Raw genomic sequence first — 23,699 nt, 5'->3', positions numbered from 1 at the left:
TAAGTCGCGATCCGTCATCGCGGATCAGCTCTGCTCGAAGGTGTGGTCGGTCCAGGCCAGCGGGGCCGATCCGTAGCGCGCGGCACGGACGTCTCCCGAGCGCGCGTGTCCCTCGAAGTTCTCGATGCGTGAGGCCCTGCCGCAGATCTCGCCGAGCCGGGCGCTGGAGGCGGGGTCCCGGACCTCCTGGTAGGTCACGGTCTTGAGGTACTTGCCGACCCAGAGGCCGCCGGTGTAGCGGGCCGCGCCGAGGGTGGGCAGCACATGGTTGGTGCCGATGACCTTGTCGCCGTACGCGACGCAGGTCTTGTCCCCGAGGAACAGGGCGCCGTAGTTGCGCATGCGGTGCAGCGCCTCGCGGGGTTCGGCGGTGAGGATCTGGACGTGCTCGCTCGCGTACTCGTCGGCGAGCGCGTAGGCGGCGTCCAGGGTGGGGACGACGATCACCTCGCCGTGGTCGCGCCAGGCGCGACCGGCGACCTCTCCGGTGGACAGGCCGGGCAGCAGCTTGTCCACCCAGGCGATGGTCCGGCGGCCCACCTCCTCGGAGGTGGTGATGAGGACGGCCGGGGAGTCGGGGCCGTGTTCGGCCTGGGACAGCAGGTCCGTGGCGACCACGAAGGGGTCCGCGGTGCCGTCGGCGACGATCAGCACCTCCGTCGGTCCGGCGAACAGGTCGATGCCGACCTCGCCGAACAGCTGGCGCTTGGCCTCCGCCACATAGGCGTTGCCGGGTCCCGCGAGCATGTCGACGGCGTCGATGGTCTCGGTGCCCAGCGCGAGGGCCGCCACCGCCTGGACGCCGCCCATGACGTAGATCTCGTCGGCCCCGGCCAGGTGCATCGCGGCGATGCTGACGGGCGGCGGGGCGCCCCGGTCCGGCGGGGTGGTCGCGGCGACCCGCTCGACACCGGCGACCTTGGCCGTCAGGACGGTCATGTGGGCCGAGGCGGTGAGGGGGTAGCGGCCGCCGGGGACATAGGCGCCGGCGGCGCCGATGGGGAGGTTGCGCTGCCCCAGGAACACGCCGGGCAGCGTCTCCACCTCGAAGTCGGTGAGGGAGTCCCGCTGCGCCTGGGCGAAGCCGCGGACCTGCGTCTGCACGAACCGGAGGTCGTCGAGGACGGTCTCGGGGACCGAGGAGACGACGGAGGCGATCTGGTCGGGTCCGAGCCGGTAGGACTCCGGGCTCCAGTTGTCGAACTTCTGCGACCAGCGGCGCACGGCGGCGTCGCCGTTGGCCCGGATGTCGGCGATCACGTCCGCGACGGTCTCGACGATTTCCGGACGGCTGGTCCGCGACGTCTTCACGGCGACAGGAGCCTTGATGGTCTGGTGTTGGGCTGACACTCTGCACTCCTTGCACGGGTCGTGCCTGCGGGCTTGCCCTGAAGTCTGGGTAAACGGGGGGTGGGACGACAGGCACAGTGTGTGCAATATTGAGCGCGCGTCCTGCACACACCGAGGTATTGGCTCATGGCTGAAGTCCTGACTGTCCGCGCCGCACTGGAACTCGAGGTGTTCTCACGCACGACCGTGCGCGTGTACGCCGGGGAGCGGAATCTCGACCGTCCGGTGCGCTGGGTGCACACCGGCGAGATCCCGGACATCCACCGCTTTCTGACGGGTCAGGAGATGCTGCTGACGGCGGGCCTCGGCATGGGGACGACCTCGCTGGAGCAGCGGGCCTTCATCCGGCGCCTCGCGGACGCCCGCGCGGCCGTGCTCGTCGTGGAGCTGGCCGGGCGCATGTTCGACGCCATGCCGGAGGCGGTGATCGAGGAGGCGGAGGCGGCCGGCCTGCCCCTGGTGGGACTCGCCGACGAGATCCCCTTCGTCGAGACCTCGGCCCAGGTCCACGAGGTGCTGGTCGGCATGCGGGTCAAGCAGATGATCGCCGAGGAGGCCACCAGCCAGGCGTTCATGGACCTGCTCCTCGCCGACGAGGACTACGTCGGCGTGGTCAGGGAGCTGGCCCGGCGCTCCGGGCACCCCGTGGTGCTGGAGGACGTCGCCCACCAGATGCTGGCGTACGGCGGCGCGACGCCGGAGGCCGACCAGGTCGTGGACGAGTGGAGCGCGCACTCCCGGGCGATCCACGAACGCCACACCTCGCTCGCGACGCAGGACTCCGGGGTGCCCACCGCGCCTGCGGCCTCGTTCCGCGAGGTCGCGCCCTGCGCCCGGCAGCCCGTGGTGCTCCGGGGCGAGTCATGGGGCTGGCTGCACCTGCTGCACGGCGGCCGACGGCCGAGCCCGCCCGAACTGCGCACGCTGGAGCGGGCCGCCGCGGCCATCGCGATCTCGCTGCTGAGCGAGCGGGAGAGCGGCGCCCGCGCCTCCCAGCGCCAGACGGCCCTGCTCAACCGGCTGCTGCTCGGCGACATCACCGGAGAGCGGTTCGTGATCCTCGCCCTCGCGCTCGGCCAGGACCTGCGGGGCCGGGAGCTGGTCGTCGTCACGGCGTGGGCGGGGGACGAGGAGCCCACCAAGGACCACCTCCTCGCCCGCCTCATGGAGGACGCCGGCTGGCCCGCGGTCGTGGGCGACACCGGGGACTTCGACGTGGCGGTCGTGGGTCTGCCCACCGGCACGGACGCGGGCCGGGTGCGAACGCTGCTGACCGAGCACGGGGCCCGGGCCGGCGTCAGCCGGATCGTGGAGCCGACGGCCCTTCCGCTGGCCCTGCGCCAGAGCCGCAGCGCGGCGTCCGTCGCCGCGGCGGCCTCGACCGCGGAGGTACGGCACTTCGACGACCTGGGCGCCCTGCGCCTCCTCGTCGCCCTCTCGGAGGGACCCGAACTCCGGCGGTACGTCGAGGACGAACTCGGTCCGCTCCTCGAACACGACGCACTGGCGAAGAACCCCCTGCTGCCGACCCTGCGCACGTTCCTGGACTGCGGCGGCAACAAGGCGCGGGCGGCGGAGGAGCTCTTCATCCAGCGGCGCACCCTCTACCACCGCCTCGACAAGCTCTCCGAGATCCTGGGCCTCGACCTGACCCAGGTCAACAACCAGCAACGACTCCAACTCGCCGTCCGCGGCCACGACCTGCTGCGCAAGCCGACGCTGCGACGGACGTGACGTGCGGCGGACGTGACCGCTACGACGTTTTCGTCGCCCTCGCCAGCGCCGGGGCGATCCGCAGGGCGTTCGCGCCGATCGTCAGGGCCGGGTTGAGGGCCGCGGAGGACGGGAAGAACGACGAGTCGGTCACCCAGAGGTTCTCGACGTCATGGCTGCGGCACAGCGGGTCGAGCACGCTGCGCGCCGGGTCGTGGCCGGCGACGGCCGTTCCGCACATGTGGGAGTTGGTCTCGATGCCCATGCGCTGGGTGAAGATCAGCGGGTAGCCGGCCTTGCGGACGGCACGGGTCACCCGGCGCACGAGTTCGTGGTGGGGCGCGAGGTTGGTCGGCGTCCAGTCGATGAGGATGCGGTCGCCGTCCACCCGGACCCGGTTGTCCCGGGACGGGAGGTCCTCGGTCGTCAGGTAGATGTCGAGGCTGCGGGCCGCCATGAGCTTCAGGGCCCAGGTCGGCGCCCACGGACGGGCCGGCTTCAGCATGGGCGCCTGGAGCTTGCCCAGCATCTGGAGGTTCCCGAGCGGGTAGCGGGTGCCCGGTCCGGCCTCGTAGAAGTCGTTCAGGCCGAGCGTCTTCTGCCACTGGGTGGGGTTGGTCCGCAGCGGGTTCACCCCGACGAAGAACGTGCTGTTGTGGACCATGTAGTTGCGGCCCAGCAGCCCCGACGAGTTGGCGAGCCCCTTCGGGTGCGCGTCGCCGCCCGAACGCAGCAGCAGGGCGGCCGAGTTGACGGCACCTCCGGCGAGGGCGAAGGACTTGGCGTGGATGCGGATGATCCGGCCCGCGTGCCGTGCCTCGGCGGCGACGACCTTGCGGCCGTCGGGCGAGGTGATCAGACGGGTGATCTCCGCACCCGTGAGGATCCGCACGCCGTCGCTCAGCGCGGGCAGCAGGAGCCGGTTCTCGGCGTCGGACTTCATGCCGGTCTCGTCCGGACAGCCGTCGGCGGTCGTCACGGCGGCGCGGTCGGCCTGAGTGCTGATGTTCAGGGCGTTCGGGGTGTGGAACGGGTGCAGGCCCTGGCGGCGCAGCGACCGGGAGAACCGCTCGATCTCCGGTTCGTGCTGGAGCGCCGGATACGGGTACGGCTTGGAGCGGGGCGGCTCGGTCGGGTCCTCCCCGGTCTGCCCGTGCACCTGGAGCAGCTCCTCCATGGCGGTGTAGAAGGGCTCCAGGTCGTCGTACGAGAAGGGCCAGGCCTGCGAGACACCCTCGTGGTGTTCCACCTCGGTGAAGTCGCTGCGCCGGAACCGGGGCAGCATCGCGCCGTAGAAACGGGTGTTGCCGCCCACCCAGTAGTAGACGCCCGGTGCGAACGGCTTGCCGTTGCTGCCGTCGTACCAGTACCCGGCGTTCTTGTACCGGCCCTTGATGTACATCTCGGCCGGCTGCGAGTTCTCGGGTTCACGGGGAAGGAAATGGCCCCGCTCGGCCACGAGCACGTCGAGACCGGAGTCCTTCAGCGCCCAGGCCAGCGCGGAACCGCCCATGCCGGAGCCGATGACCAGGACGTCGGTGCTGATCTCCTCGGCCGTGCCGACGGAGACGAGGGCCTCGGGCCGAAGCTCCGGGGGCGTGTAATCCTTGCGGACCGGGTCGGACATGAGTCGGGGTCTCCTCTTTGCCACGGTATTTCGAAGAGAGCCTAAGCAGCGGCACTGATGCAGCACATGCACGGAACGGGTAACGACTGCCGCCGGAATTGCTCACTTCGTGCATGGGCCGAGGATGTCCCGCCTCCCTAGCCTCTCCGGAAACCAGCTTCTTGGAGGCGACATGGCCGGGGAATCGTACGACTACATCGTGGTCGGGGCCGGATCGGCGGGCTGTGCGGTCGCCGCCCGGCTGTCCGAGGATCCGGAGGTCACGGTCGCGCTGATCGAGGCGGGACCGCCCGCCAAGGGCCGTCTGTTCGAGATCCCCGCCCTGTTCTCGCAGCAGCTCAAGACGGCGTTCGACTGGGACTTCGAGACGGAGCCCGAGCCGCGGCTCGGCGGGCGCCGCGCCTATCTGCCCCGGGGCCGGGCGATCGGTGGCACCAGCTCGATGAACACGATGCTGTACGTCCGCGGCCACCGCTACGACTACGACACCTGGGAGCGGCTCGGCAACCCGGGCTGGGGGTACGACGACGTCCTGCCGTTCTTCAAGAAGTCCGAGGACAACGAGCGCGGGGCCGACGACTTCCACGGTGTCGGCGGCCCCCTGACCGTCAGCAACCCGAACTCGGTGCACCCGCTGCTGACGGCGTGGGTGGAGGCGGCCCAGGACGCGGGCCACAAGTACAACGCGGACTTCAACGGGGCCGAGCAGGAGGGCGTCGGCTACCACCAGGTCACGCAGCGGAACGGGCTGCGGTGCAGCAGCGCGATCGCGTTCCTGGAGCCGGCCGCGGGGCGCCCGAACCTCACCGTGCTTCCCTCGACGACCGCGCTGCGGCTGAGCTTCGAGGGCACGCGGGCCGCCGGTCTGGAGGTCGACCACCTCGGCACCGTCCGGACGATCCACGCCGACCGGGAGATCGTGCTGTCCCTCGGCGCGTACAACTCGCCCCACCTGCTCCTCCAGTCCGGTGTCGGTCCGGCCGACGAACTGGCCGCGGGCGGGATCACGCCGCTGCACGATTTGCCGGACGTCGGCCGGAACATGCAGGACCACACCGGGTGCTTCATCAGCTTCTTCAGCGACACCGAGCCGCTCCTGGGCCCGGACACCTCCGCGGAGGAGCGGCTGCTGCGGGAGCGGGGCACCGGCCCGATGGCGTGGAACGAGACCGGCGGCTTCTTCAGCTCCGGGGACGACGTGCCCGCGCCGGACATCCAGGTGCACGCGGCGCTGGGCATCGTCCGCGACGAGGGCCTGGCCGCGCCGCTGGAGCCGGGCATGTCGTTCGGGCCGTACGTGGCACGGCCCGCGAGCCGCGGCTCGGTGCGGCTGCGGCACCCCCACCCCTATGCCAAGCCGCGCATCTTCCACAACTACCTGGACGACCCCGACGACCGCCGGAGGCTGCGCGAGGGTGTCCGGCTGTGCATGCGCATCGCCCGTGAGCAGCGGCTGACGTCCCTGTTGCAGTCGGATCTGCGCGGGGCCGCCGACGCCGGTCTCGCCCCCGTGTCGGACCGCGACCAGGACATCGACGACTTCATCCGCACGCAGTCGTTCTCCTTCTACCACCCGTCGGGCACCTGCATGATGGGCAAGGTCGTGGACCACGAACTGCTGGTGCGCGGGCTGGAGAACGTCCGGGTGGCGGACACGTCGATCATGCCGACCCTGGTCACCGGGAACACCAACGCCCCGGCCATCATGATCGGCGAGCGGGCCGCCGCGTTCGTCCGGTCGTCGGCGGGCTGAGACCGGGCGCGGGGGGGGTAAGGCTGCCGGGCGCGTGCAGGCTGAGACCGGGCGCGTGCGGGCCGGGTCTGCTAGGCGCCTGCGGGCCGAGCTGCCGGGCGCGGGCCGTCACACGGTTCGGACGGCGGTTCCGGCGGCTTCGAGCGCGGTGACCTCGTCGGTGGGCGCGGTGGTGTCCGTGACGAGGGTCTGCACGAGGGTGGCGGGGCCGACCCAGGCGTAGGCGGTGTGGCCGAGTTTGCTGCCGTCGGCGGCGGCGACGACCCGGCGGGCGGAGGCCATGCCCGCCTTCTTCACCGCGGCGTCGTCGAGGTCGTAGGCGGTCAGCCCGTCGGCCGCGGTCAGCCCGCAGCAGCCGATGACCGCGGTGTCGAAGCGCAGGGCGGCCAGGGAGGCGAGGGTGAGGGGCCCCGTGAGGGCTCCTTCGGCGGCGCGGGGCTGTCCGCCGGGCACGACCAGGGTGGCCGGGCCGGGCGCCTCGGCGAACAGGTGGACGGCCTGGAGGGACAGGGGCATCACGGTGACCGGCCGCTCGCGCAGGAGACGGGCGACCTCGAGGCAGGTGGTGCCGCTGTCCAGCAGGACGCTCTCGCCGTCGGCGACCAGGGCGGAGATCTCGGCGGCGATCCGGCGCTTGGCCTCGACCGCCTCGTGGGCGCGCAGCGCGAAGGGCGGCTCCTCGCCGCGCAGCAGCAGGGTGCGAGCCCCGCCGCGGACACGTTCGAGGACGCCCTGGGCGGCGAGGGTGTCGAGGTCCCGCCGGATGGTCATCTCGGAGGCGCCGGTCAGTTCCGCCAGCTCCTGGACGGTGGCGCCCCCGGAGTCCCGGACGACCTTCGCGATCAGCCCGTGCCGGTCTGCGTAGCTCATACGGCGATTGAACACCACGAGGAAACGAACAGACAATGTGTTCACTTGACCGACTTTCAAACATAGAAAATGTTCGTTACGGTGGACGGCATGGAACGTCCCCTGCGAGCCGCCCGTGTGGCGACCTACGTCTACTTCGTCCTGTGCGGCACCTTGACGGGCACCTGGGTGGTGCACATCCCCGCGATCGAGGAGCGCGTCGGCATCAGTCACGCCGCGCTCGGCGGCCTGCTGGTGGTGCTCGGGGTCGGGGCCTTCGCGGGCATGCAGGTGGCCGGTCCCCTGACCGACCGCCTCGGCACCCGCACCGTGGTCCCGGCCGGGGGCGTGCTGTGCGGAGTGACCCTGTTCCTGCCGGGCCTGGCCCAGGACCCGTGGACCCTCGCCGCCGCGCTGCTGGTCTTCGGGTTCTGCAACGGCTGCCTGGACGTGAGCATGAACGCCCACGCCGTGCACGTGGAGAAGGCGTACGGCCGCCCCGTGATGTCCGGCTTCCACGCCACGTTCTCCGTCGGCGGTGTCCTCGCCGCCCTCGCCGGCGCGGGCGCGGCGAGCCTCGGTCTGGCCCCGGCCCTGAGCATGGCCGCCGTGGGAGCCGCGGGCGTCCTCGTGGCCCTCGCGTCGGCCCGCGCCCTGCTGCCCGCCGCCGGCCGGCCCCGCCGGGGGGCGCCGACCGGTCAGCGGCGCGGCACCCCCCGCCGGGTCTGGCTGCTGGCCGGGCTGGCGCTGATGGTCATGCTGTGCGAGGGCGCCGCCAACGACTGGAGCGCCCTGCACCTGAAGGACGTCATGGGCGCGCCCGCCCCGACCGCGGCCTTCGCGTACGGCACCTTCGCCGCCGCCATGACCCTCGGCCGGCTGCTCGCCGACCGTCTCGTCCTGCGCTTCGGCGCGGTGGCGATCCTGCGGTACGGCGCGAGCGCGGCCGCCGTCGGCATCACGCTGGTGATCGTCGGCCCGTGGACGGGCGTCGTGTTCGCCGGCTGGGCGCTGTTCGGCCTGGGCCTGTCCGGCTGCATCCCGCAGCTGTTCAGCGCGGCCGGGCACACCGACCCCGCCGCCGCCGGTGCCAACGTCTCCCGTGTCGCCGGACTCGGCTACGTCGGCATGCTCGCCGGCCCCGCAGTCATCGGCTGGCTGACCCACCTCGTCTCCCTCGACCACGCCTTCGTCCTGCTGGCGCTGCTGTGCGTGACCACGGCCGTCGGCGCCCGCGTCCTGCGCACCGACCCGGTCGTCGTCCGCCGGGGCGAGAGGGCGGCGGCCGACGAGTCCCGCGAGCACGAGACGGCGGGCACCCCCCACTGACCGCTTGTGCGGCACGGTCCCTGACAACCGTGCCGCACAAGCACTCCCCCACCGCCGTCGGCCGACCGAAGGAGCCCCCGATGTCCGTGTCCCCCGCGCACCCCGCCCACCGCAGCGTCGGTGTCATGCTGCCGCTCGACCTCCCCGTGGCCGAGGTGCTGCCCTACGTCCGGCGGGCCGAGGAACTGGGCTTCGACCAGGTGTGGGTCGTGGAGGACCTCGGCTGGCGCGGCGGCGTCGCCCAGGCCGCCACCGTCCTCGCGTCCACCACGAACCTGACCGTAGGGATCGGCATCCTGCCGGCCGGTGCCCGCAACGTGGCGTTCGCCGCGATGGAGTTGGCCACCCTCGCCCAGCTCCACCCCGGCCGGGTCATCGCGGGCATCGGCCACGGCATGCCCGCCTGGATGCGCCAGGTCGGCTCCTGGCCCGCCAGTCCCCTGACCCTGATCAAGGAGTACGCGAGGGCGCTGCGCCTGCTCGTCGCCGGTGAGCCCGGTCCCGAGAACGGCCGGTACGTCCGCACCGAGGGCGTCGTCCTCACCGAGATCCCCGACATCGTCCCGCCGGTGATCCTGGGCGTCCGCGGCCCCAAGTCGCAGGCCGTCGCGGGCGAGGTCGCCGACGGGCTCCTGCTGGCGGAGCCGGCCGCACCGGAGTACATCACCGCTTCCCTGGGCAACCTGGGCCCCGCCGCGAACGCTCCGGAGATCGTCGTCTACGACGCGGCCGCAGTGGACGACGACGAGGAGGCCGCCCTGAACCGGGTCCGCGCCGCGTTGGAACCGGTGGGCGAACCGCAATGGGCCGCGCACATCGACCCCCTGCCGTTCGCCGAGGAGCTGCGCGCCCACCGCGCCGCCAGCCCCGACGCCCGGCACTTCGCGCGGACGATGCCCGCCGAGTGGGTGCGTGCGCTGAGCATCTCCGGCACTCCCGACCAGGCCCGTGCGGCGATCGAGGCCCGTCACGCGGCCGGCGCGACCAGCGTCGTCCTCGCCCCGGCGGGCCCCGACCGCATGGCAGCCCTGGACGCGCTCGCCCGCGCCCTCCCCCACCGCCACTGACCCGAACGCCCCGAGCCCCGACCCCGAGGGAACCCCATGTCCACCGACCGTCGCAGCATCGTGCTCTTCGACCTCTTCGGGGTCATAGCCCGCCACCAGCGCCCGGGCGCCCTGGAGAAGATGGCCGCCCGCGTCCGCGTCTCCGCCGACGCCTTCACCTCGGCCTACTGGGCTCACCGCCCGCCCTACGACGCCGGACGGCACACCGCGTCCGCGTACTGGACCGACGTCCTGCGCACGCTGTCCCGCCCCGCCGACGCCGACACGATCCAGGAGCTGCGGCTCACCGACATCGACAGCTGGTCCCGCGTCGACGAGAGCATGGTCGGCTATGTGCTCGGCCTGCGGGAGCGGGCCCGGGTCGCGCTGCTGTCAAACATCCCCGCGGACCACGCGGACGCCTTCCTCGCCGCCCAGCCCTGGCTGAACGACCTCGACCACACGGCCTTCTCCGGCCGGATCGGCGCGGCCAAGCCCGACCCGGCCGCCTTCCAGTACTGCGTGGTCGCCCTTCAGTCCGCGCCTGCCGACATCCTCTTCGTCGACGACCGCGCGGAGAACGTCCGCGCGGCGCAGGCCGTCGGTCTCAACGGGCACGTCTTCCGCACCCAGGGCGAACTCGCGGAGGTCGTCGACACCTGGCTGCCGACCCGCTGAGAGCGGGTACCGCCGGGCCGCCGGGTGCGTGACGAGCCGTCACGCGCCCGGCGGCCCGTCCGGCTCACGGGTTGCCGTAGTAGGCGTCCGGGCCGTGCTTGCGGGTGTAGTGGCGGGCGAGGAGGTGCGGGGGCGGGGGTGTGGTCACGCCCAGGCTCAGGGTGTGCAGGGCGATGTCGGCCACGGCCTCGCAGATGATCGCGTGCTCCAGGGACTTGCGGGCGGTGGCCCCCCAGGTGAAGGGCCCGTGGTTCGCCACCAGCGCGGCCGGCACCTCGACCGCTCGCTGGTCGTCCTCCTCCAGGAAGTCCACGATGACGCGCCCGGTGTTGTACTCGTAGTCCTTCGCGCACTGCTCCGCGGTCAGGTCCGGGGTGACGGGGATCGGCCCGTTGAAGGTGTCGGCGTGGGTGGTGCCGAGCACCGGTATGTCCCGGCGGGCCTGGGCGAAGGCGACCGCGTGGGTGGAGTGGGTGTGGGTCACCCCGCCCACCGACGGGAACGCCAGGTACAGGCAGCGGTGGGTCTCGGTGTCGGTCGAGGGGCGCAGGTGGCCCCCGACGACCTCACCGTCCGACAGCCTGACCGTGACCAGGTCGTCGATGGTCAGGTCCTCGTACGGCACTCCCGAGGGCTTGATGACGAACACCCCCGCCTCACGGTCGACTCCGCTCACGTTGCCCCACGTCAAGGTCGCGAGGCCGACCTGGGGGATCGTCAGGTTGGCGTCCAGGACCTCCTGTCGGAGGCCGGGGCGGACTTCTACGGTCATCGGGTCTCTCCTGGAGTCCGGTGCGCGGCCGTCACAGGGCCTGGGCCAGGCGGTGGTAGGCGGCGTTCCACCGGATCTCCTTGGCGAACTGGTCGGTGGTGGTGTTCTCGTCGATGGTGAGCAGTTCGACGCCGGTCATGGACGCGTAGTCGGTGAGCGTCTCCAGGTCGACGGCGGAGCTGAGCACCGTGTGGTGCGGGGCGCCGGCCAGCAGCCAGCTCTCGGCGGACTCGGCGAGCGAGGGCTGCGGCTTCCACACCGCGCGCGCGACCGGCAGGCGGTGCAGCGGCTCGCTCGGGGAGATCACGTCGACGGCGTTGGCGGTGAGCCGGAAGCGGTCCCCGAGGTCGGAGAGGCCGACGACCACGGCGGGGCCCTCGGCCGCGTTGAAGACCAGACGGACCGGGTCCTCGCGACCGCCGATGGACAGCGGATGGATCTCGCAGCTGGGGCGGTTGGCCGCGATGGAGGGGCAGACCTCCAGCATGTGCGCGCCGAGGATGCGGGGCTCGCCGGGGCCGAGGTGGTAGGTGTAGTCCTCCATGAAGGAGGTGCCGCCGGGCAGTCCCTGGCCCATGACCTTCAGCGTGCGCAGCAGCGCGGAGGTCTTCCAGTCGCCCTCGCCGCCGAAGCCGAAGCCGTCCGCCATCAGCCGCTGCACGGCCAGACCGGGCAGCTGGCGCAGACCGCCCAGGTCCTCGAAGTTGGTGGTGAACGCGGTGAAGCCGCCCTCGGTGAGGAAGGTGCGCAGGCCGATCTCCTGGCGGGCCGCGTACAGCAGGGAGTCGTGGCGGATGCCGCCGGGGCGCAGGGCCGGCACGACGTCGTACAACTCGACGTACTCGGCGGCGAGTTCGGCCGCCGCCTTGTCCTCGACCTGGTCGACGACGGCGACCAGGTCGTTGACGCCGTAGGTGTTGACGGAGAAGCCGAAGCGGATCTGGGCCTCGACCTTGTCGCCCTCGGTGACGGCGACGTCCCGCATGTTGTCGCCGAAGCGCGCCAGGCGCAGGCCGCGCGAGGCGTGGCGGGCGACGGCGGCCCGGGCCCAGGCGGCGATCCGCCGGATCACGCGCGGGTCGGTGGCGTGACCGGCGACGATCTTGCGGTCCACGCCGACCCGGGACTCGATGTGCCCGAACTCGCGGTCCCCGTGGGCGGCCTGGTTGAGGTTCATGAAGTCCATGTCGATGCTCGGCCAGGGCAGCGACAGGTTGTACTGGGTGTGCAGGTGCAGCAGCGGCACGTCGAGGGCGGACAGGCCGGCGATCCACATCTTCGCCGGGGAGAAGGTGTGCATCCACGCGATCACCCCGACACAGGTGTCGGAGGCGGAGGCCTCCTGGCACATGCGGCGGATCGCCTCGGCGTCGGTCAGGACCGGCTTCCACACGATCTTGACCGGCACCTTGCCGGGGCGGCCCAGCGTCTCGGAGATGCTCCGGGACTGGTCGGCGACCTGGCGCAGGACGTCGTCGCCGTACAGGCCCTGGCTGCCGGTGAGAAACCAGATCTCGTGATCGGGGTAGGCGGGGGCGTTGGTGTCCATGGGGGTGTGTCCCTTTCAGGCTTTCTCGTCAGGAGGAGGCGGAGACTTCGGCGCGGATCCGGCGCAGGCGGTGCATGACCTCGTTGGTGCCGCGGCCGAAGTAGTCGTGCAGCAGCCGGTACTCGGCGAAGAGGCGGTCGTAGGCCGCCGCCCGCTCGGGGTCCGGGAGGTAGACGGCGGGACGGGCCTTGCCCATGGCCCGGGCCGCGGCCCTGATGTCCGGGTAGGCGCCCGCGGCGACCGCGGCGTGCATCGCCGAACCCAGCGCGGGGCCCTGCGCGGAGTCGATGACGCCGAGGGGCAGGCGGGTGACGTCGGCGTAGATCTGCATCAGCAGCGCGTTCTTCGTCAGACCGCCCGCGATGATCAGCTCCTCGACGGGCACCCCGGAGGCGGTGAACGTCTCGATGATGGTGCGGGTGCCGAAGGCGGTCGCCTCAAGGAGCGCGCGGTAGACGTCCTCGGGGCGGGTGGACAGGGTCAGGCCCACGACGACGCCGCTGAGGTCGTGGTCGACCAGGACGCTGCGGTTGCCGCTCTGCCAGTCCAGCGCGATCAACCCGTGCTCCCCCACGGCCTGTTCGGCAGCCAGCGCGGTGAGGTGCTCGTGCGGGTCACGGCCGAGGGCGGCGGCCTCCTCGGCGTACGACGCGGGGAACCCGGTGCGCACGAACCAGCCGAAGATGTCGCCGACGCCGCTCTGGCCCGCCTCGTAGCCCCACAGGCCGGGCAGGATGCCACCGTCGACGACGCCGCACATGCCGGGCACCTCGGCCCACTGGTCGGAGCTCATCACATGGCAGGTCGAGGTGCCCATGATGGCGACCATCCGGCCCGGCTCGACCGCGGTCGCCGCGGGCGCGGTGACATGGGCGTCGACGTTGCCGACGCAGACGGCGATGCCCTCCGGCAGTCCGGTCCAGGCCGCCGCCTCGGCCGTCAACCCGCCGGCGCGGTCGCCGAGTTGCCCGATCGGGTGCTCCAGCTTGTCGGTGACGAAGTCGGCGAAGCCGGGGTTGAGCGCGGCGAGGTACTCGGGCGAGGGGTAGACGCCATCCTGGAACTGGCCCTTGTAGCCGGCGGTGCAGGCGTTGCGCAGGTAGGTGCCGGACAGGCGCCACACGATCCAGTCGGCCGCCTCGATCCACCGCTCGGTGCGGCCGTAGATCTCGGGGTCCTCCTCCAGGAGTTGCAGCGCCTTGGCGAACTCCCACTCCGAGGAGATCTTCCCGCCGTACCGCTTGATCCAGGGTTCCTTGCGCTCCACGGCGAGGTCCGTGATGCGGTCGGCCTGGGCCTGGGCGGCGTGGTGGCGCCACAGCTTGACGTAGGCGTGCGGGCGGGAGGTGTACTCGGGCAGCTCGCACAGGGGGGTGCCGTCGGCCAGCACGGGCAGCACCGTGCACGCGGTGAAGTCGGTGCCGATGCCGATGACCTGCTCCGGACGCACACCGGCGCGGGCCACCGCCTCGGGGACGGCGATCCGCAGGACGTCGATGTAGTCGGACGGGACCTGGAGCGCCCAGTCGGGCGGCAGTACGGTGCCGTCGGGCAGCTGCCGGTCGAGGACGGCGTGGGTGTACGGGTGCTCGGCGGCGGCCAGTTCGGCGCCGTCGGAGACGCGTACCACAACGGCCCGCCCCGAGAGTGTTCCGTAGTCGATCCCCACGACGTAGGTTTCGGGTTGAGGCTGCTGTCCCCTGTTGTCGGCGTTCACCCTCACATCACCCTTCTGTTCGATATTTCGAATGATGTTCGATATCCTGCATGGGAGTATGACACGCACCACCGGACGGCAGATAGATGCTGGTGGTCCGACGTCACCGCCGGACCACCACCGCCGCCTAGCGGACGAGCTTCCAGTCCTGCGAGCCGTCATCGGTCGCGTTCTGGAGGGTCAGCGGCGCCCCCGCGGAGGCGCCGGTGAGATAGAGCGCTGTGTTCTTGACGGCCTGGAACCGGTAGTAGCCGTCGGAGGTCTTGACGAGGTTCCAGCTGCCCGTCGAGCTGTTGTCGACCCACTGGCCGATGCGCTGCCCGACGGTGGCGTTGCCGGTCCAGATCGCGGCGGCGCGACCGCCCGACCTGTTCAGCAGAGTGGTGCCGCCGTTCGGCTCGTCGACCACGTGCCACTGCTGGGTCTCCGGATTCGCCGCCGCCCCGGAGTCCTCCAGGGCCACGTCCGGGGTGTTCCCGTTGCCGAGGTTGGCGTCGTTGGTCCTGTTGCCGGTGCCGATGACCTGGCCGGTTTTGCGGTTCACGAGCCGGTAGTAGGTGCCGGCCGTCTCGCCGAGGTCGACCTCGGCGAAGGCGATCGTGGACGTGCCCTGGTTGTTGAGGATCGCGACGCGGCCGGTGCCGTCGACGTACTGGAGGTTGCGGCTGTAGCCGGCCTGCGAGGTCGTCTGGTACTCGGTCCACACGCCGTCGCTGCGGCCGCTGTCGTTGACCCACACGTCACCGCTGTTCGCCGCGTTGTAGACGAGACGCCCGTCGGGCAGCCGGATCAGCACCGGGCTGCCGCCGCCGGCGAGCGGACGGGAACCGGAGACGACCGGCAGCGAGCCGACCGACATGCCCGTCTGGCTGCCCTTGAAGAACTTCAGCGGGTCATCGGCGATGACGTAGCGGGTGTTGGCCCCGCCGCCCCAGTACTCGAAGGTGAGCATCCAGCGGCCGTCCGACGTGGGCACGACGTTGGTCATGCCCGGCCGGCCGCCGCCGATCTCGGTCTTGCCGCCGCCCATGTCCTGCACCGACCCCGAGATGTCGACTACGGGGTCACTCCACTGGGCGCTCTTCCCGTCCCAGGTCTTGTGCACCAGGATCTGCCCGTGCGAGTCGGTGGCGGTGTCGTTGGCCGGGTCCTTCCTGGGCACGCCGGTGACCGGGTCGAAGCCGGTGTAGTCGTTCTCGTCGGAGTAGTAGCAGACCAGCTTGCCCTTGTAGACCATCAGGTACGGCTCCCACAGCGGGTCCACCTGCTGGTACTTGTTGGCCGCGGCGACGTTCTTCCCGACCGCGCCCGCGCTGCCGCCCTGCCAGCCGCCGGTCGCCACGACATTGAGGACCTTCCAGCTCTTGCCCTGGTCGGTGCTGGAGTACAGGGCGATGGCCAGATCGCTGCGGTCGCCGTCGTTGGACGGGGTCCAGTTCGGGTCGGCCGCCTTGTGCTCCTTGTAGTAGGAGTCGTCACCGGAGACGACACTGGCCAGGAGCAGGGTGCCCGCCTTCAGCCCGCCGACGCTCTTCGGCAGGACGTACAGGTACGGGTTGGTCCAGTTGCTCGTGTACTTGGCGTACTTGGGGTCCTTGGAGGCGTACGCCGGTGCCTTCACCTCCGAGAGCGGCTGCCAGCTCGTGCCGTCGTCGTCGCTCTTGTAGACCGGGAGGGTCTGCCCGGCCGCGCTGCCGGAGGACGCCACGACGGTCGACTTCTCGAACGAGGCGACCAGCCGACCGCCCGGGAGCTGGGCCGACTTCGGGTAGACCGCGCAGTTGCCGCGTCCCTTCAGGCACGGCTCGCTGCCCAGCTGGTACATGGTCCCGCCTGTTGGGTTGTACGCCTGCGCACCGGCCATGGAACCGGTCAGCAGTGCCGCCGCCGCGAGAGAACTGCCCAGCGCCTTTGCTGTGGTTCTTTTCTTCACTGCCCCTCCTCGGGGGATGTCACGGTGTTGCGGTGATGAGCACGCGGACGTCCCAGGGACCAAGAGCCAGCACCGTGCCGACGGGAACGGACGTGCCGTCCAGAACGTCGGAGAGGTCGACCGGGACGCTCGCGCGTGCGGACTCCCAGCTCCAGTTGTGGACGATGTGGACCCGACGGCCGTCGGGAGAGGTGCCGGTCGTCGCCGTGACCGACTCGGGAAGGTCCTGCCAGGCGTGGCTCGCGGAGGGCGCCAGCCACTCGGCGAGCGCGCGGGCGAGCTCGCGGCCCGGTGCCGTGCCGACGGTGGTGACCCGGCCCGCGCCGTGCGCCCGGGTGGTGATCGCCGGCCACCGGCCGAAGTGCGGGTGCTCGTAGTCGGCGAGCACCTCGGCGTCGGTGGGGTTCAGGCACTCGATCCAGTGGGTCGCGACAGCCGACTCGGACAGCCGCAGCGGACTGTCCGGCGCCGGGCGAACGGCCACGTCCTGGTGCAGGTTGCTGAATTCGTCGTACGACACCCCCGCGGCGTCGGCGAGACGGCCGGGGGCCGGGGTGAGCCGGGCCCTCGCCTCGTGGTCGGCGTAGCCGGTGCGGGGGCCGAGGACCAGGTGGCCGCCCGCCTCGGCGTAGGCCGCCAGCCGGTCGAGGCCGGCGTCGTCGACGACGTACAGGGCCGGGACCACGAGGACCGGGTGGCGTCGTACGGCCTCCTCCGGGGTGAGGTCCTCCAACTGCCGGGCGTGCACGATCCGCACCTGGCGGCGGGCGTCGAAGGCGCCGCGGTAGAAGGGGTCGAAGAGCCGGTGGTAGGCGGCGCCGTCCGGGGCGCCGTCGGGGGTGGCGAGCGGCGGGTACTTCTGCATGAGCCACTTGCTCGGGGTCGAGTACACGAGCGTGATGTCGGCGTCGGGTTCGAGACCGGCGACCAGCGGGCCCGCCTTCTCGAACTCCGCGCCCAGCCGCGCTATTTCGGCGTAGGTGCGGCCGGGCTTCCCGGTGTGCGGGAGGACTCCGCCCCAGTAGGTCTCCGCGCCGAAGCGCAGGGTCTGCCACTGCCAGTACTCGATCATCCGGGCGCCGCGCGCCACGTGCGCCCACGCGGCCTGGCGCCACTGGCCGTCGTAGCCGGGCCGGTTGTCCCAGGCGAAGCCGATGCTCTGGGCGTTGGTCTCGGTGACCAGGAAGGGCTCCTGGCGGGAGGAGAACATCCAGTCGGCGGTCTGGTACATCGACCAGACGCCGGTGGTCTTCCAGATCTGCTCGTGGGTGTCGGGGGTGGGGTCGGGGAGCAGCAGACCGTCCTGCATGTCGTAGTACGGGTTGCCGGAGGCGATGTCGAGACGGGCGGCGAGCTCGTCGTCGGAGACCCCCTGGCGGGTGTACGAGATGCAGGTGGTGACGAACTGCCCCTCGCGCGCGTACTCACGGACGAGGTCGGCCTGCCAGCCGATGAACTCGGTGACCTGACGGGCCTGGAACTCCCGCCAGGCGACGTCGTACTGGGGCTGCTCGTTGCCGTCGGGCGTCCACAGGTCGGACCAGTCGGACAGCCGGTGCGACCAGTAGACCAGGCCCCACTCGCGGTTCAGGGTCTCGACGTCGCCGTACTTCTCCCGCAGGTGGTCCACGAACCGCTGGAAGACCCCGCGGTTGTGGAAGAGGTGCAGCCCCGGTTCGTTGTCGACCTGCCAGCCGATGACCGCCGGGTGGTCGGCGTAGCGTGCCGCGATCCTCCGGATGACCCGTTCGGCGTGGAAGCGGAACGCGGGGTGGGTGAAGTCGATCTCCTGCCGGGCGCCCCAGCCCATCCGCTGCCCGGTGGCGCGCTCGGCGGTGATCTCCGGGTACTGGCGGGCCAGCCACGGCGGGGCCGCGTAGGTCGGGGTGCCGAGGATGACGGAGATGCCGCGCTCGTGGGCGCCGTCGAGGACGGGCTGGAGCCAGTCCAGGTCGAAGGTGCCGTTGCTGGGCTCCCACGTCGACCAGACCGACTCGCCGACCCGGATGACGGTGAAGTTGGCTTCGGCCATCAGGTCCAGGTCGGTCTTCAGCCGTTCGTCCGGCTGGAGTTCGGGGTCGTATTCCGGCGTGTACTCGTAGTAGTACGCGGCGCCGAACAGGACACGGGCAGGCAGTGCCGCCATGGGGGAACCTCCGGGGTACGGGAGCGAAGTGAGAAGTGTGCGCTACTGCTTGACGCCGCCGGAGGCGAGCCCGCTCTGCCAGTACCGCTGGAGCATCAGGAACGCCACGACCAGTGGGATGATCGAGATCAGCGAGCCGGTCACCACGAGCGCGAGCATGTCGCTGCTGGCGCCGGATCCGCCGTTCTGGGCCTGCGCCGCCCAGGAGGACAGCCCCACCGTGATCGGGTACAGGTTCGGGTCGTTGAGCATGATCAGCGGCAGGAAGTAGTTGTTCCAGGTCGCCACCAGCGTGAAGAGCAGAACCGTGACCAGGCCGGGGCCGAGCAGCCGGAGCACGATCCGGAAGAAGATCCGCAGCTCGCCGGCCCCGTCGATACGGGCGGCCTCCAGGATGCTCTCCGGGACGGCGTCCTCGGCGTAGACCCGCATCAGGTAGAGGCCGAAGGGGTTGACCAGGGAGGGCAGGATGATCGCCCACGGGGTGTTGACCAGGCCCGCCTTGGCGAACAGCAGATAGGTCGGGATGGCCAGCGCGGTGGCCGGGACCATGACCGCGCCGACGACGAGGTTGAACGCGAACCGGTCGCCGCGGAAGCGGAACTTGGAGAAGCCGTACCCGCCGGCCGCCGCGAGCAGGGAGGCGCCGACGGCGCTGACGCCCGCGTACACGACCGTGTTGATCAGCCAGCGCACGAAGACGCCGTCGTCCTGGGTGAAGGTGTCCTTGACGTTGGTGAGCAGCTGCGGGGCGTGCGAGAACCACAGGCCGAACGTGTTGAACAGGTCCTGGGTGCTCTTGGTGGAGGCGATGACCAGCCAGAACAGCGGCAGCAGGAAGTAGGCGAGGGCGGCCAGCATGGCGATGGTCAGCGGGGTGCTGCGGCGGGGGCCGCTCCGGCGCCGCCTCGGCAGTGCGGCGCGCGCCGGCTTCGCGGTCGGGGTCGCCGGGGGCGGGGTCCCCTGCATGAGCGCGGGCTGGGGAGTGGTCGTCATGACGTCCTCCTGCGGTTCGCGGTGAGCAGGACGCCGTAGGAGACGATCACGATGACGAGGCCGAGGAGGAAGGACACCGTGGCCGCGTAGTTGACCTGCTGGCCGGTGAAGGCGAGGGAGTAGGCGTAGAGGTTGGCGGTGTAGGAGCTGCTGATCACGTCGGGGGCGACCTTCATCAGCAGGTTGGGCTCGTTGAAGAGCTGGAAGCTGCCGATCACGGAGAACAGCAGGGTGAGCAGCAGCGCGGGGCGCAGCGCGGGCAGCTTGATCGACCAGGCGATCCGCCAGGCACCGGCCCCGTCCATCGCGGCGGCCTCGTACAGCTCGGTCGGGATCGTGCGCAGGGCGGCGTACAGGATGATCATGTTGTAGCCGACGAACTCCCAGGTGACGATGTTCGCGAGGCTCCCGAGTATCCAGCCGTCGCTGAGGAACTGCGGCACCGGCAGGCTGAGGTCCCGGCTGAGCTGGGCGAACGGGCCGAAGTCCGGGCCGTACAGATAGCCCCACATCAGGGCGGCGACGACGCTCGGCACCGCGTACGGGACGAAGATGCCGAGGCGGATCACCTTGGCCAGCCGCAGCAGGCCGCTGTCGAGCGCGAGGGCGAACACCAGCGCCAGCAGCAGCATCAGCGGGACCTGGATCAGGAAGAACAGCGCGACGCGGATGACGCCGTGGATGAGCAGCGGGTCGGTCACGGCCTGGATGTAGTTGTCGAGGCCGACGAAGACCGTCCCGCCGATCAGGCGTGACTGGTAGAGGCTGAGGTAGGCGGCGTAGCCGAGGGGGGCGAGGAAGAGCAGCAGGAACAGCACCATGAAGGGGGCGACGAACAGCGGCCCTGCCGACCGGCGACGGCGCCTGCCGCCGCGCGCGGGGCCGGCCGGCCCGTCTCGGCGCCGGCCTTTGGGGGAGGCCGCGGTGGTGGCAGTCATGGTCGGGCCTTTCTGGGGGATGGGGTACTGGGGGTGCGGGCGGGGTCCCGCGCGGGTCGGCGCGGGACCCGGCGGGCCGTCAGGACTTGACCGTGAAGCCCTGGTTCTTGGCGTACGTGGTGAGCCGCGTCTGCCAGGCGCCCAGCGCGCGGGCGGTGTCGGTCTTGTCGGCGAGGGACTTGCCCACGGTCTCGGTCCAGTCCGTCGCCGCCTGGTCGAGGAACGGCGGCCACTGGAAGGAGGGCGAGACCGTGGAACTGATGTCGGCGAAGACCTGGTTGACCTTCTGGCCGCCGTAGAAGGAGGGCGCGTCGCCGGTGAAGCTCGCGTCCCCGAGCAGGGCCTTGGTGGCCGGGAAGAAGAACTGCTCGGTGGCGAACAGCTTCGCGCTCGCCGGGTCGCTGTTGAGGAACTGGGCGAACATCGCGGCCGCGATCGCGTTCTTGGTGCCCTTGACGACCGCGGTGGTCGAACCGCCCCAGTTGCCCGCGCTCGGCTTGGCCGCGTCCCACTGCGGCAGCGGGGCCGCGCGCCACTTGCCCGCGGTGGACTTGGCCGAGCCGGAGAGGAACGACGGGCCCCACGCGGCGGTGATCCAGGTGGCGTACTTGCCCTTGTTCAGGGCCGCGTACCAGGAGTCGGCGAAGTCGGGCTCGGTGCCGATGACGCCTTCCTTGGCGAGGCCGCCCCAGTAGTCGCCGAGCTTGCGGGAGACGGCGTCGTCGACGCTGATGGTGATGTCGCTCTTGCCGGACAGGGCGTAGGGCTTGGCCCCCGCCTGCCAGAGCAGACCGTGCCAGGCGGCCGCCTCGTTCGCGGCGAGGTTGGTGAGGTAGACGTCCGGGTCGGCCTTGTGCAGCTTGCGGGCCGCGGCCGCGAACTCGTCCCAGGTGGTGGGGACGTCGATCCTGTGCTTGTCGAAGATGTCCTTGCGGTAGAGCATGCCCATCGGGCCGGTGTCCTGCGGGATCGCGAAGACCTCGCCGTCGGCCCCGCTGACCTGGCCCCACGTCCAGTCGACGAAGGTGTCCTTGAGCTTGGCGGCGCCGTACGGGCGCAGGTCGAGGAGGCTGTCGGTGATGGTGAAGGTCGGGATCGCCTGGTACTCGATCTGCACGGCGTCGGGGGCGCCGCTGCCCGCCTTGATCGCGGTGCGCAGCTTCGTGTAGTGGGTGACGCCCTGTCCGGCGTTGACGACCTTGACCTTGATGGCCGGGTACTTCGCCTGGAAGAGCGCGACCTCCTTGTCGATGTTCGGGACCCAGGTCCAGAACACCAGCTCGGTGGGCGTCTTCATCGCCTTGTCGATGTCGGCCTGGCTGACCGCCTTGGCGGAGGAGCCACCGCCGGAGCCGGAGCCACCGCTGCCGCCGCCGCAGGCGGAGAGGGTGCTCGCGAGCGTGAGGGCTCCGGTCGCGGCGAGGAAGCCGCGGCGGTTCAGGGAAGCCGAGGAGGCGGCTGAGAGGAATTTCGACATGGTGGACTCCGCAGAGGGCGTAGGAATCGGCGCACCGGCGACGGCGAGCGGTTCGGGAGGTCGGAAACGGGGTGCGGCGAGGGACACGGGACGGGGCCGGGGCGGACCGCGGGGATGGTCCTCGCGGGGCCGGGGCCGGACGCGTCACGCTCGTCGGTTCACAGGGGGGCTCACGCCGGGAGGGGCGGGAGGGGGCAGAGACTCCGGTCGCGATCGGCTCGTGGGGAGACGCCGGGGGCTCCGCGCAGGAGAGTGCTCGCTACGACGACCCGGTACGACGGGGTCGGCTCGCGCACTCGGGTGCGGGGGTGCGGGGTGAGCGGCGGTGCGGGTGCGCGCTGTGGGTGGGCGGGTCTCCCATCGGGATCGGGGAAGGGGGTGCCGGGCGGCGGGCCGGCCGCCGGCGGGACGGGCGGGACGGCTGGTCGCGGGCGCCTGCGGGGCGGGGCTGCGGGCAACCGGTCGGCCGGTCAGGCCGTGGGCTGCCGGGCCCCCGAGGGCGTTCGTCCGGGCGAGACCAACCGTCCCGGCGCGGTCGTACGGTTCGGCTGAGGTGCCGGCACCTGTGACGGACCGTCCGACGCACCCGGTGCGGTCGTCCGCGTCGTCCGCGTCGTCCGCGCCCTCCCCTCCGGCGCCGCCGTTCCGCCCGCTAAAACCGCCCCGCCGACCGACACCGCCCCACTCGGCGGAGGCCCCGTCGAGGCCCGTACGACCAGGTTGACCGGTGGGTCCTCGGCCGGGATCGGATCCGCGTCCGGGTTCTCGATGGCGTGGACGAGCCGTCTGAGGCCGTCCTCCGCCGTCGCGTCGAACGGCTGCCGGACCGTCGTCAGCGGCGGGGACACGTAGGCCGCCACCGGGATGTCGTCCAGACCGACCACGCTGACGTCCTCCGGCACCCGTCGGCCGGTCTCCAGCAGTGCGCGGATCAGCCCGATGGCCATGTCGTCGTTGGCGGCGAACACCGCCGTGACGTCACGGTCCCCGGCCAGTTCGAGCCCGGCGCGGTGGCCCGAGGCGGCCGACCAGTCGCCCACGAGCACCGGCGGTTCGCGCCGGCCGTGCGCGGCCAGCGTCGCCCGCCAGCCCTCCATCCGGTCCCTGGCCGCGTACCAGCGCTGCGGACCGGCGAGGTGGTGGACGGTCGGGTGCCCGAGGTCCAGCAGATGCTCGGTGACGGCCCGGGCCAGCTGGTGGGCGACGAGCCCCGCGGTCACCACCCGGTGCGCGGTGAACGGCGGCGGCGCCCCGAGGATCAGGAACGGCACGTCGACGCGGATCGCGAGGTCGGCGTCCCCCTCCTCGTCGATCGGCTCGGAGATCACGATGCCGTCCACGCCCTGGTCGAGGAGCGAGTCGACGGCACCGGCGATCCCCAGGGCGTCGCCTTCGACGGTGTTGACCACCCGGAGCGTGTAGCCGGTGTCCCGGACCGCCCGCTCCAGGCCCATCAGCAGCGAGGCGGGCCCGTACAGTGCCGTACCGAGCGTCACCACACCGATGGACCGGGTCCGGCCCGAGGCCAGGGCCCGGGCGGCGTGGTTGAGCCGGTAGCCGAGGGTCTCGGCGGCTTCCAGGACCCGTCGGCGCAGATCTCCGGAGACGTACTGCTCGCCGTTCATGACCCTGGACACCGTCTTCTGCGAGACGCCCGCCAGCCGCGCCACGTCGATGCTCCGTGGTGCGGTGCCGGTGCCGCGGCCTGCCAGTCGTGCCATGGGTCTCTCCTGATCTCCGGCAGCCGTCAGCGGGGTCTGTTTCAGTATGACTGCGCTGACATGACTGCGCAGACATATCTACGCAGCCGGAGAGGGCGAGTCAAG

General features: G+C 71.5%; 17 protein-coding genes. 5 read left to right on the top strand and 12 right to left on the bottom strand.

Annotated elements, in window-relative coordinates:
- Positions 1-24: 24 nt before the first annotated feature.
- Positions 25-1,350, bottom strand: a complete 1,326-nt coding sequence (gene hisD, locus AQJ54_RS05180) for a histidinol dehydrogenase (RefSeq protein WP_062234288.1) — start codon at positions 1,348-1,350, stop codon at positions 25-27.
- A 126-nt stretch (positions 1,351-1,476) separates the two neighbouring features.
- Between hisD and AQJ54_RS05175 the strand changes: the two genes are divergently transcribed.
- The gene (locus AQJ54_RS05175; protein ID WP_062234286.1) at positions 1,477-3,084 is read left to right on the top strand and encodes a PucR family transcriptional regulator; all 1,608 of its coding nucleotides are present in this window, start codon (positions 1,477-1,479) and stop codon (positions 3,082-3,084) included.
- A 19-nt stretch (positions 3,085-3,103) separates the two neighbouring features.
- Here the strand turns inward: AQJ54_RS05175 and AQJ54_RS05170 are convergent, their stop codons facing one another.
- Entirely contained in the window at positions 3,104-4,690 is a 1,587-nt protein-coding gene (locus AQJ54_RS05170; protein WP_062234283.1) for a GMC oxidoreductase, read from the bottom strand.
- Between the two features lie 172 nt (positions 4,691-4,862).
- On the opposite strand from AQJ54_RS05170, the gene AQJ54_RS05165 reads away from it, so the two are divergent.
- Entirely contained in the window at positions 4,863-6,443 is a 1,581-nt protein-coding gene (locus AQJ54_RS05165; RefSeq protein WP_062234280.1) for a GMC family oxidoreductase, read from the top strand.
- Between the two features lie 108 nt (positions 6,444-6,551).
- Here AQJ54_RS05165 and AQJ54_RS05160 read toward each other — a convergent pair whose 3' ends face one another.
- Complete coding sequence (locus AQJ54_RS05160) at positions 6,552-7,313, bottom strand: DeoR/GlpR family DNA-binding transcription regulator (protein WP_062234277.1); 762 nt, start codon at positions 7,311-7,313, stop codon at positions 6,552-6,554.
- 90 nt (positions 7,314-7,403) lie between these two features.
- On the opposite strand from AQJ54_RS05160, the gene AQJ54_RS05155 reads away from it, so the two are divergent.
- The 3 genes from AQJ54_RS05155 (at position 7,404) to AQJ54_RS05145 (ending at position 10,345) form a co-directional block, all read left to right on the top strand.
- Positions 7,404-8,621 carry an MFS transporter gene (locus AQJ54_RS05155; protein WP_248845301.1) on the top strand — a complete coding sequence of 406 codons (1,218 nt, stop codon included), beginning with the start codon at positions 7,404-7,406 and terminating at the stop codon, positions 8,619-8,621.
- 80 nt (positions 8,622-8,701) lie between these two features.
- Positions 8,702-9,688 carry an LLM class flavin-dependent oxidoreductase gene (locus AQJ54_RS05150; RefSeq protein ID WP_062234271.1) on the top strand — a complete coding sequence of 329 codons (987 nt, stop codon included), beginning with the start codon at positions 8,702-8,704 and terminating at the stop codon, positions 9,686-9,688.
- A 36-nt stretch (positions 9,689-9,724) separates the two neighbouring features.
- Positions 9,725-10,345: an HAD family hydrolase gene (locus AQJ54_RS05145; protein ID WP_062234268.1), complete on the top strand. Its 621-nt coding sequence runs from the start codon at positions 9,725-9,727 to the stop codon at positions 10,343-10,345.
- A gap of 64 nt (positions 10,346-10,409) precedes the next feature.
- Here AQJ54_RS05145 and araD read toward each other — a convergent pair whose 3' ends face one another.
- The 9 genes from araD to AQJ54_RS05100 all read right to left on the bottom strand — a co-directional run bounded on the left by araD (position 10,410) and on the right by AQJ54_RS05100 (position 23,594).
- A complete protein-coding gene (araD, locus tag AQJ54_RS05140) occupies positions 10,410-11,117 on the bottom strand; it encodes an L-ribulose-5-phosphate 4-epimerase AraD (RefSeq protein WP_062234266.1) in 708 nt (235 codons plus the stop codon).
- Between the two features lie 31 nt (positions 11,118-11,148).
- Positions 11,149-12,666, bottom strand: coding sequence for an L-arabinose isomerase (gene araA, locus AQJ54_RS05135; RefSeq protein WP_062234263.1), 1,518 nt, complete (start codon positions 12,664-12,666; stop codon positions 11,149-11,151).
- Positions 12,667-12,694: 28 nt separating this feature from the next.
- Positions 12,695-14,383, bottom strand: a complete 1,689-nt coding sequence (gene araB / locus AQJ54_RS05130; RefSeq protein WP_062234260.1) for a ribulokinase — start codon at positions 14,381-14,383, stop codon at positions 12,695-12,697.
- Positions 14,384-14,510: 127 nt separating this feature from the next.
- Positions 14,511-16,247, bottom strand: coding sequence for an RICIN domain-containing protein (locus tag AQJ54_RS05125; protein ID WP_107121018.1), 1,737 nt, complete (start codon positions 16,245-16,247; stop codon positions 14,511-14,513).
- An 88-nt stretch (positions 16,248-16,335) separates the two neighbouring features.
- Positions 16,336-18,462, bottom strand: coding sequence for a beta-galactosidase (locus tag AQJ54_RS05120; protein ID WP_062234257.1), 2,127 nt, complete (start codon positions 18,460-18,462; stop codon positions 16,336-16,338).
- A 42-nt stretch (positions 18,463-18,504) separates the two neighbouring features.
- Complete coding sequence (locus tag AQJ54_RS05115) at positions 18,505-19,431, bottom strand: carbohydrate ABC transporter permease (protein ID WP_062234932.1); 927 nt, start codon at positions 19,429-19,431, stop codon at positions 18,505-18,507.
- A 23-nt stretch (positions 19,432-19,454) separates the two neighbouring features.
- Positions 19,455-20,396: a carbohydrate ABC transporter permease gene (locus tag AQJ54_RS05110; RefSeq protein WP_079069742.1), complete on the bottom strand. Its 942-nt coding sequence runs from the start codon at positions 20,394-20,396 to the stop codon at positions 19,455-19,457.
- Positions 20,397-20,475: 79 nt separating this feature from the next.
- Positions 20,476-21,873 (bottom strand): ABC transporter substrate-binding protein, encoded by a 1,398-nt coding sequence (locus tag AQJ54_RS05105; protein ID WP_062234247.1) that lies wholly within the window; start codon positions 21,871-21,873, stop codon positions 20,476-20,478.
- Positions 21,874-22,343: 470 nt separating this feature from the next.
- Positions 22,344-23,594, bottom strand: coding sequence for a LacI family DNA-binding transcriptional regulator (locus AQJ54_RS05100; RefSeq protein ID WP_062234241.1), 1,251 nt, complete (start codon positions 23,592-23,594; stop codon positions 22,344-22,346).
- Between the last annotated feature and the right edge of the window lie 105 nt (positions 23,595-23,699).

The organism is Streptomyces griseorubiginosus (genome assembly GCF_001514195.1).
Taxonomy (GTDB): Bacteria; Actinomycetota; Actinomycetes; order Streptomycetales; family Streptomycetaceae; genus Streptomyces; species Streptomyces griseorubiginosus.
The sequence above is the reverse complement of the archived record's forward strand: the minus strand, read 5'-3'. Positions and strand labels throughout refer to the sequence as shown.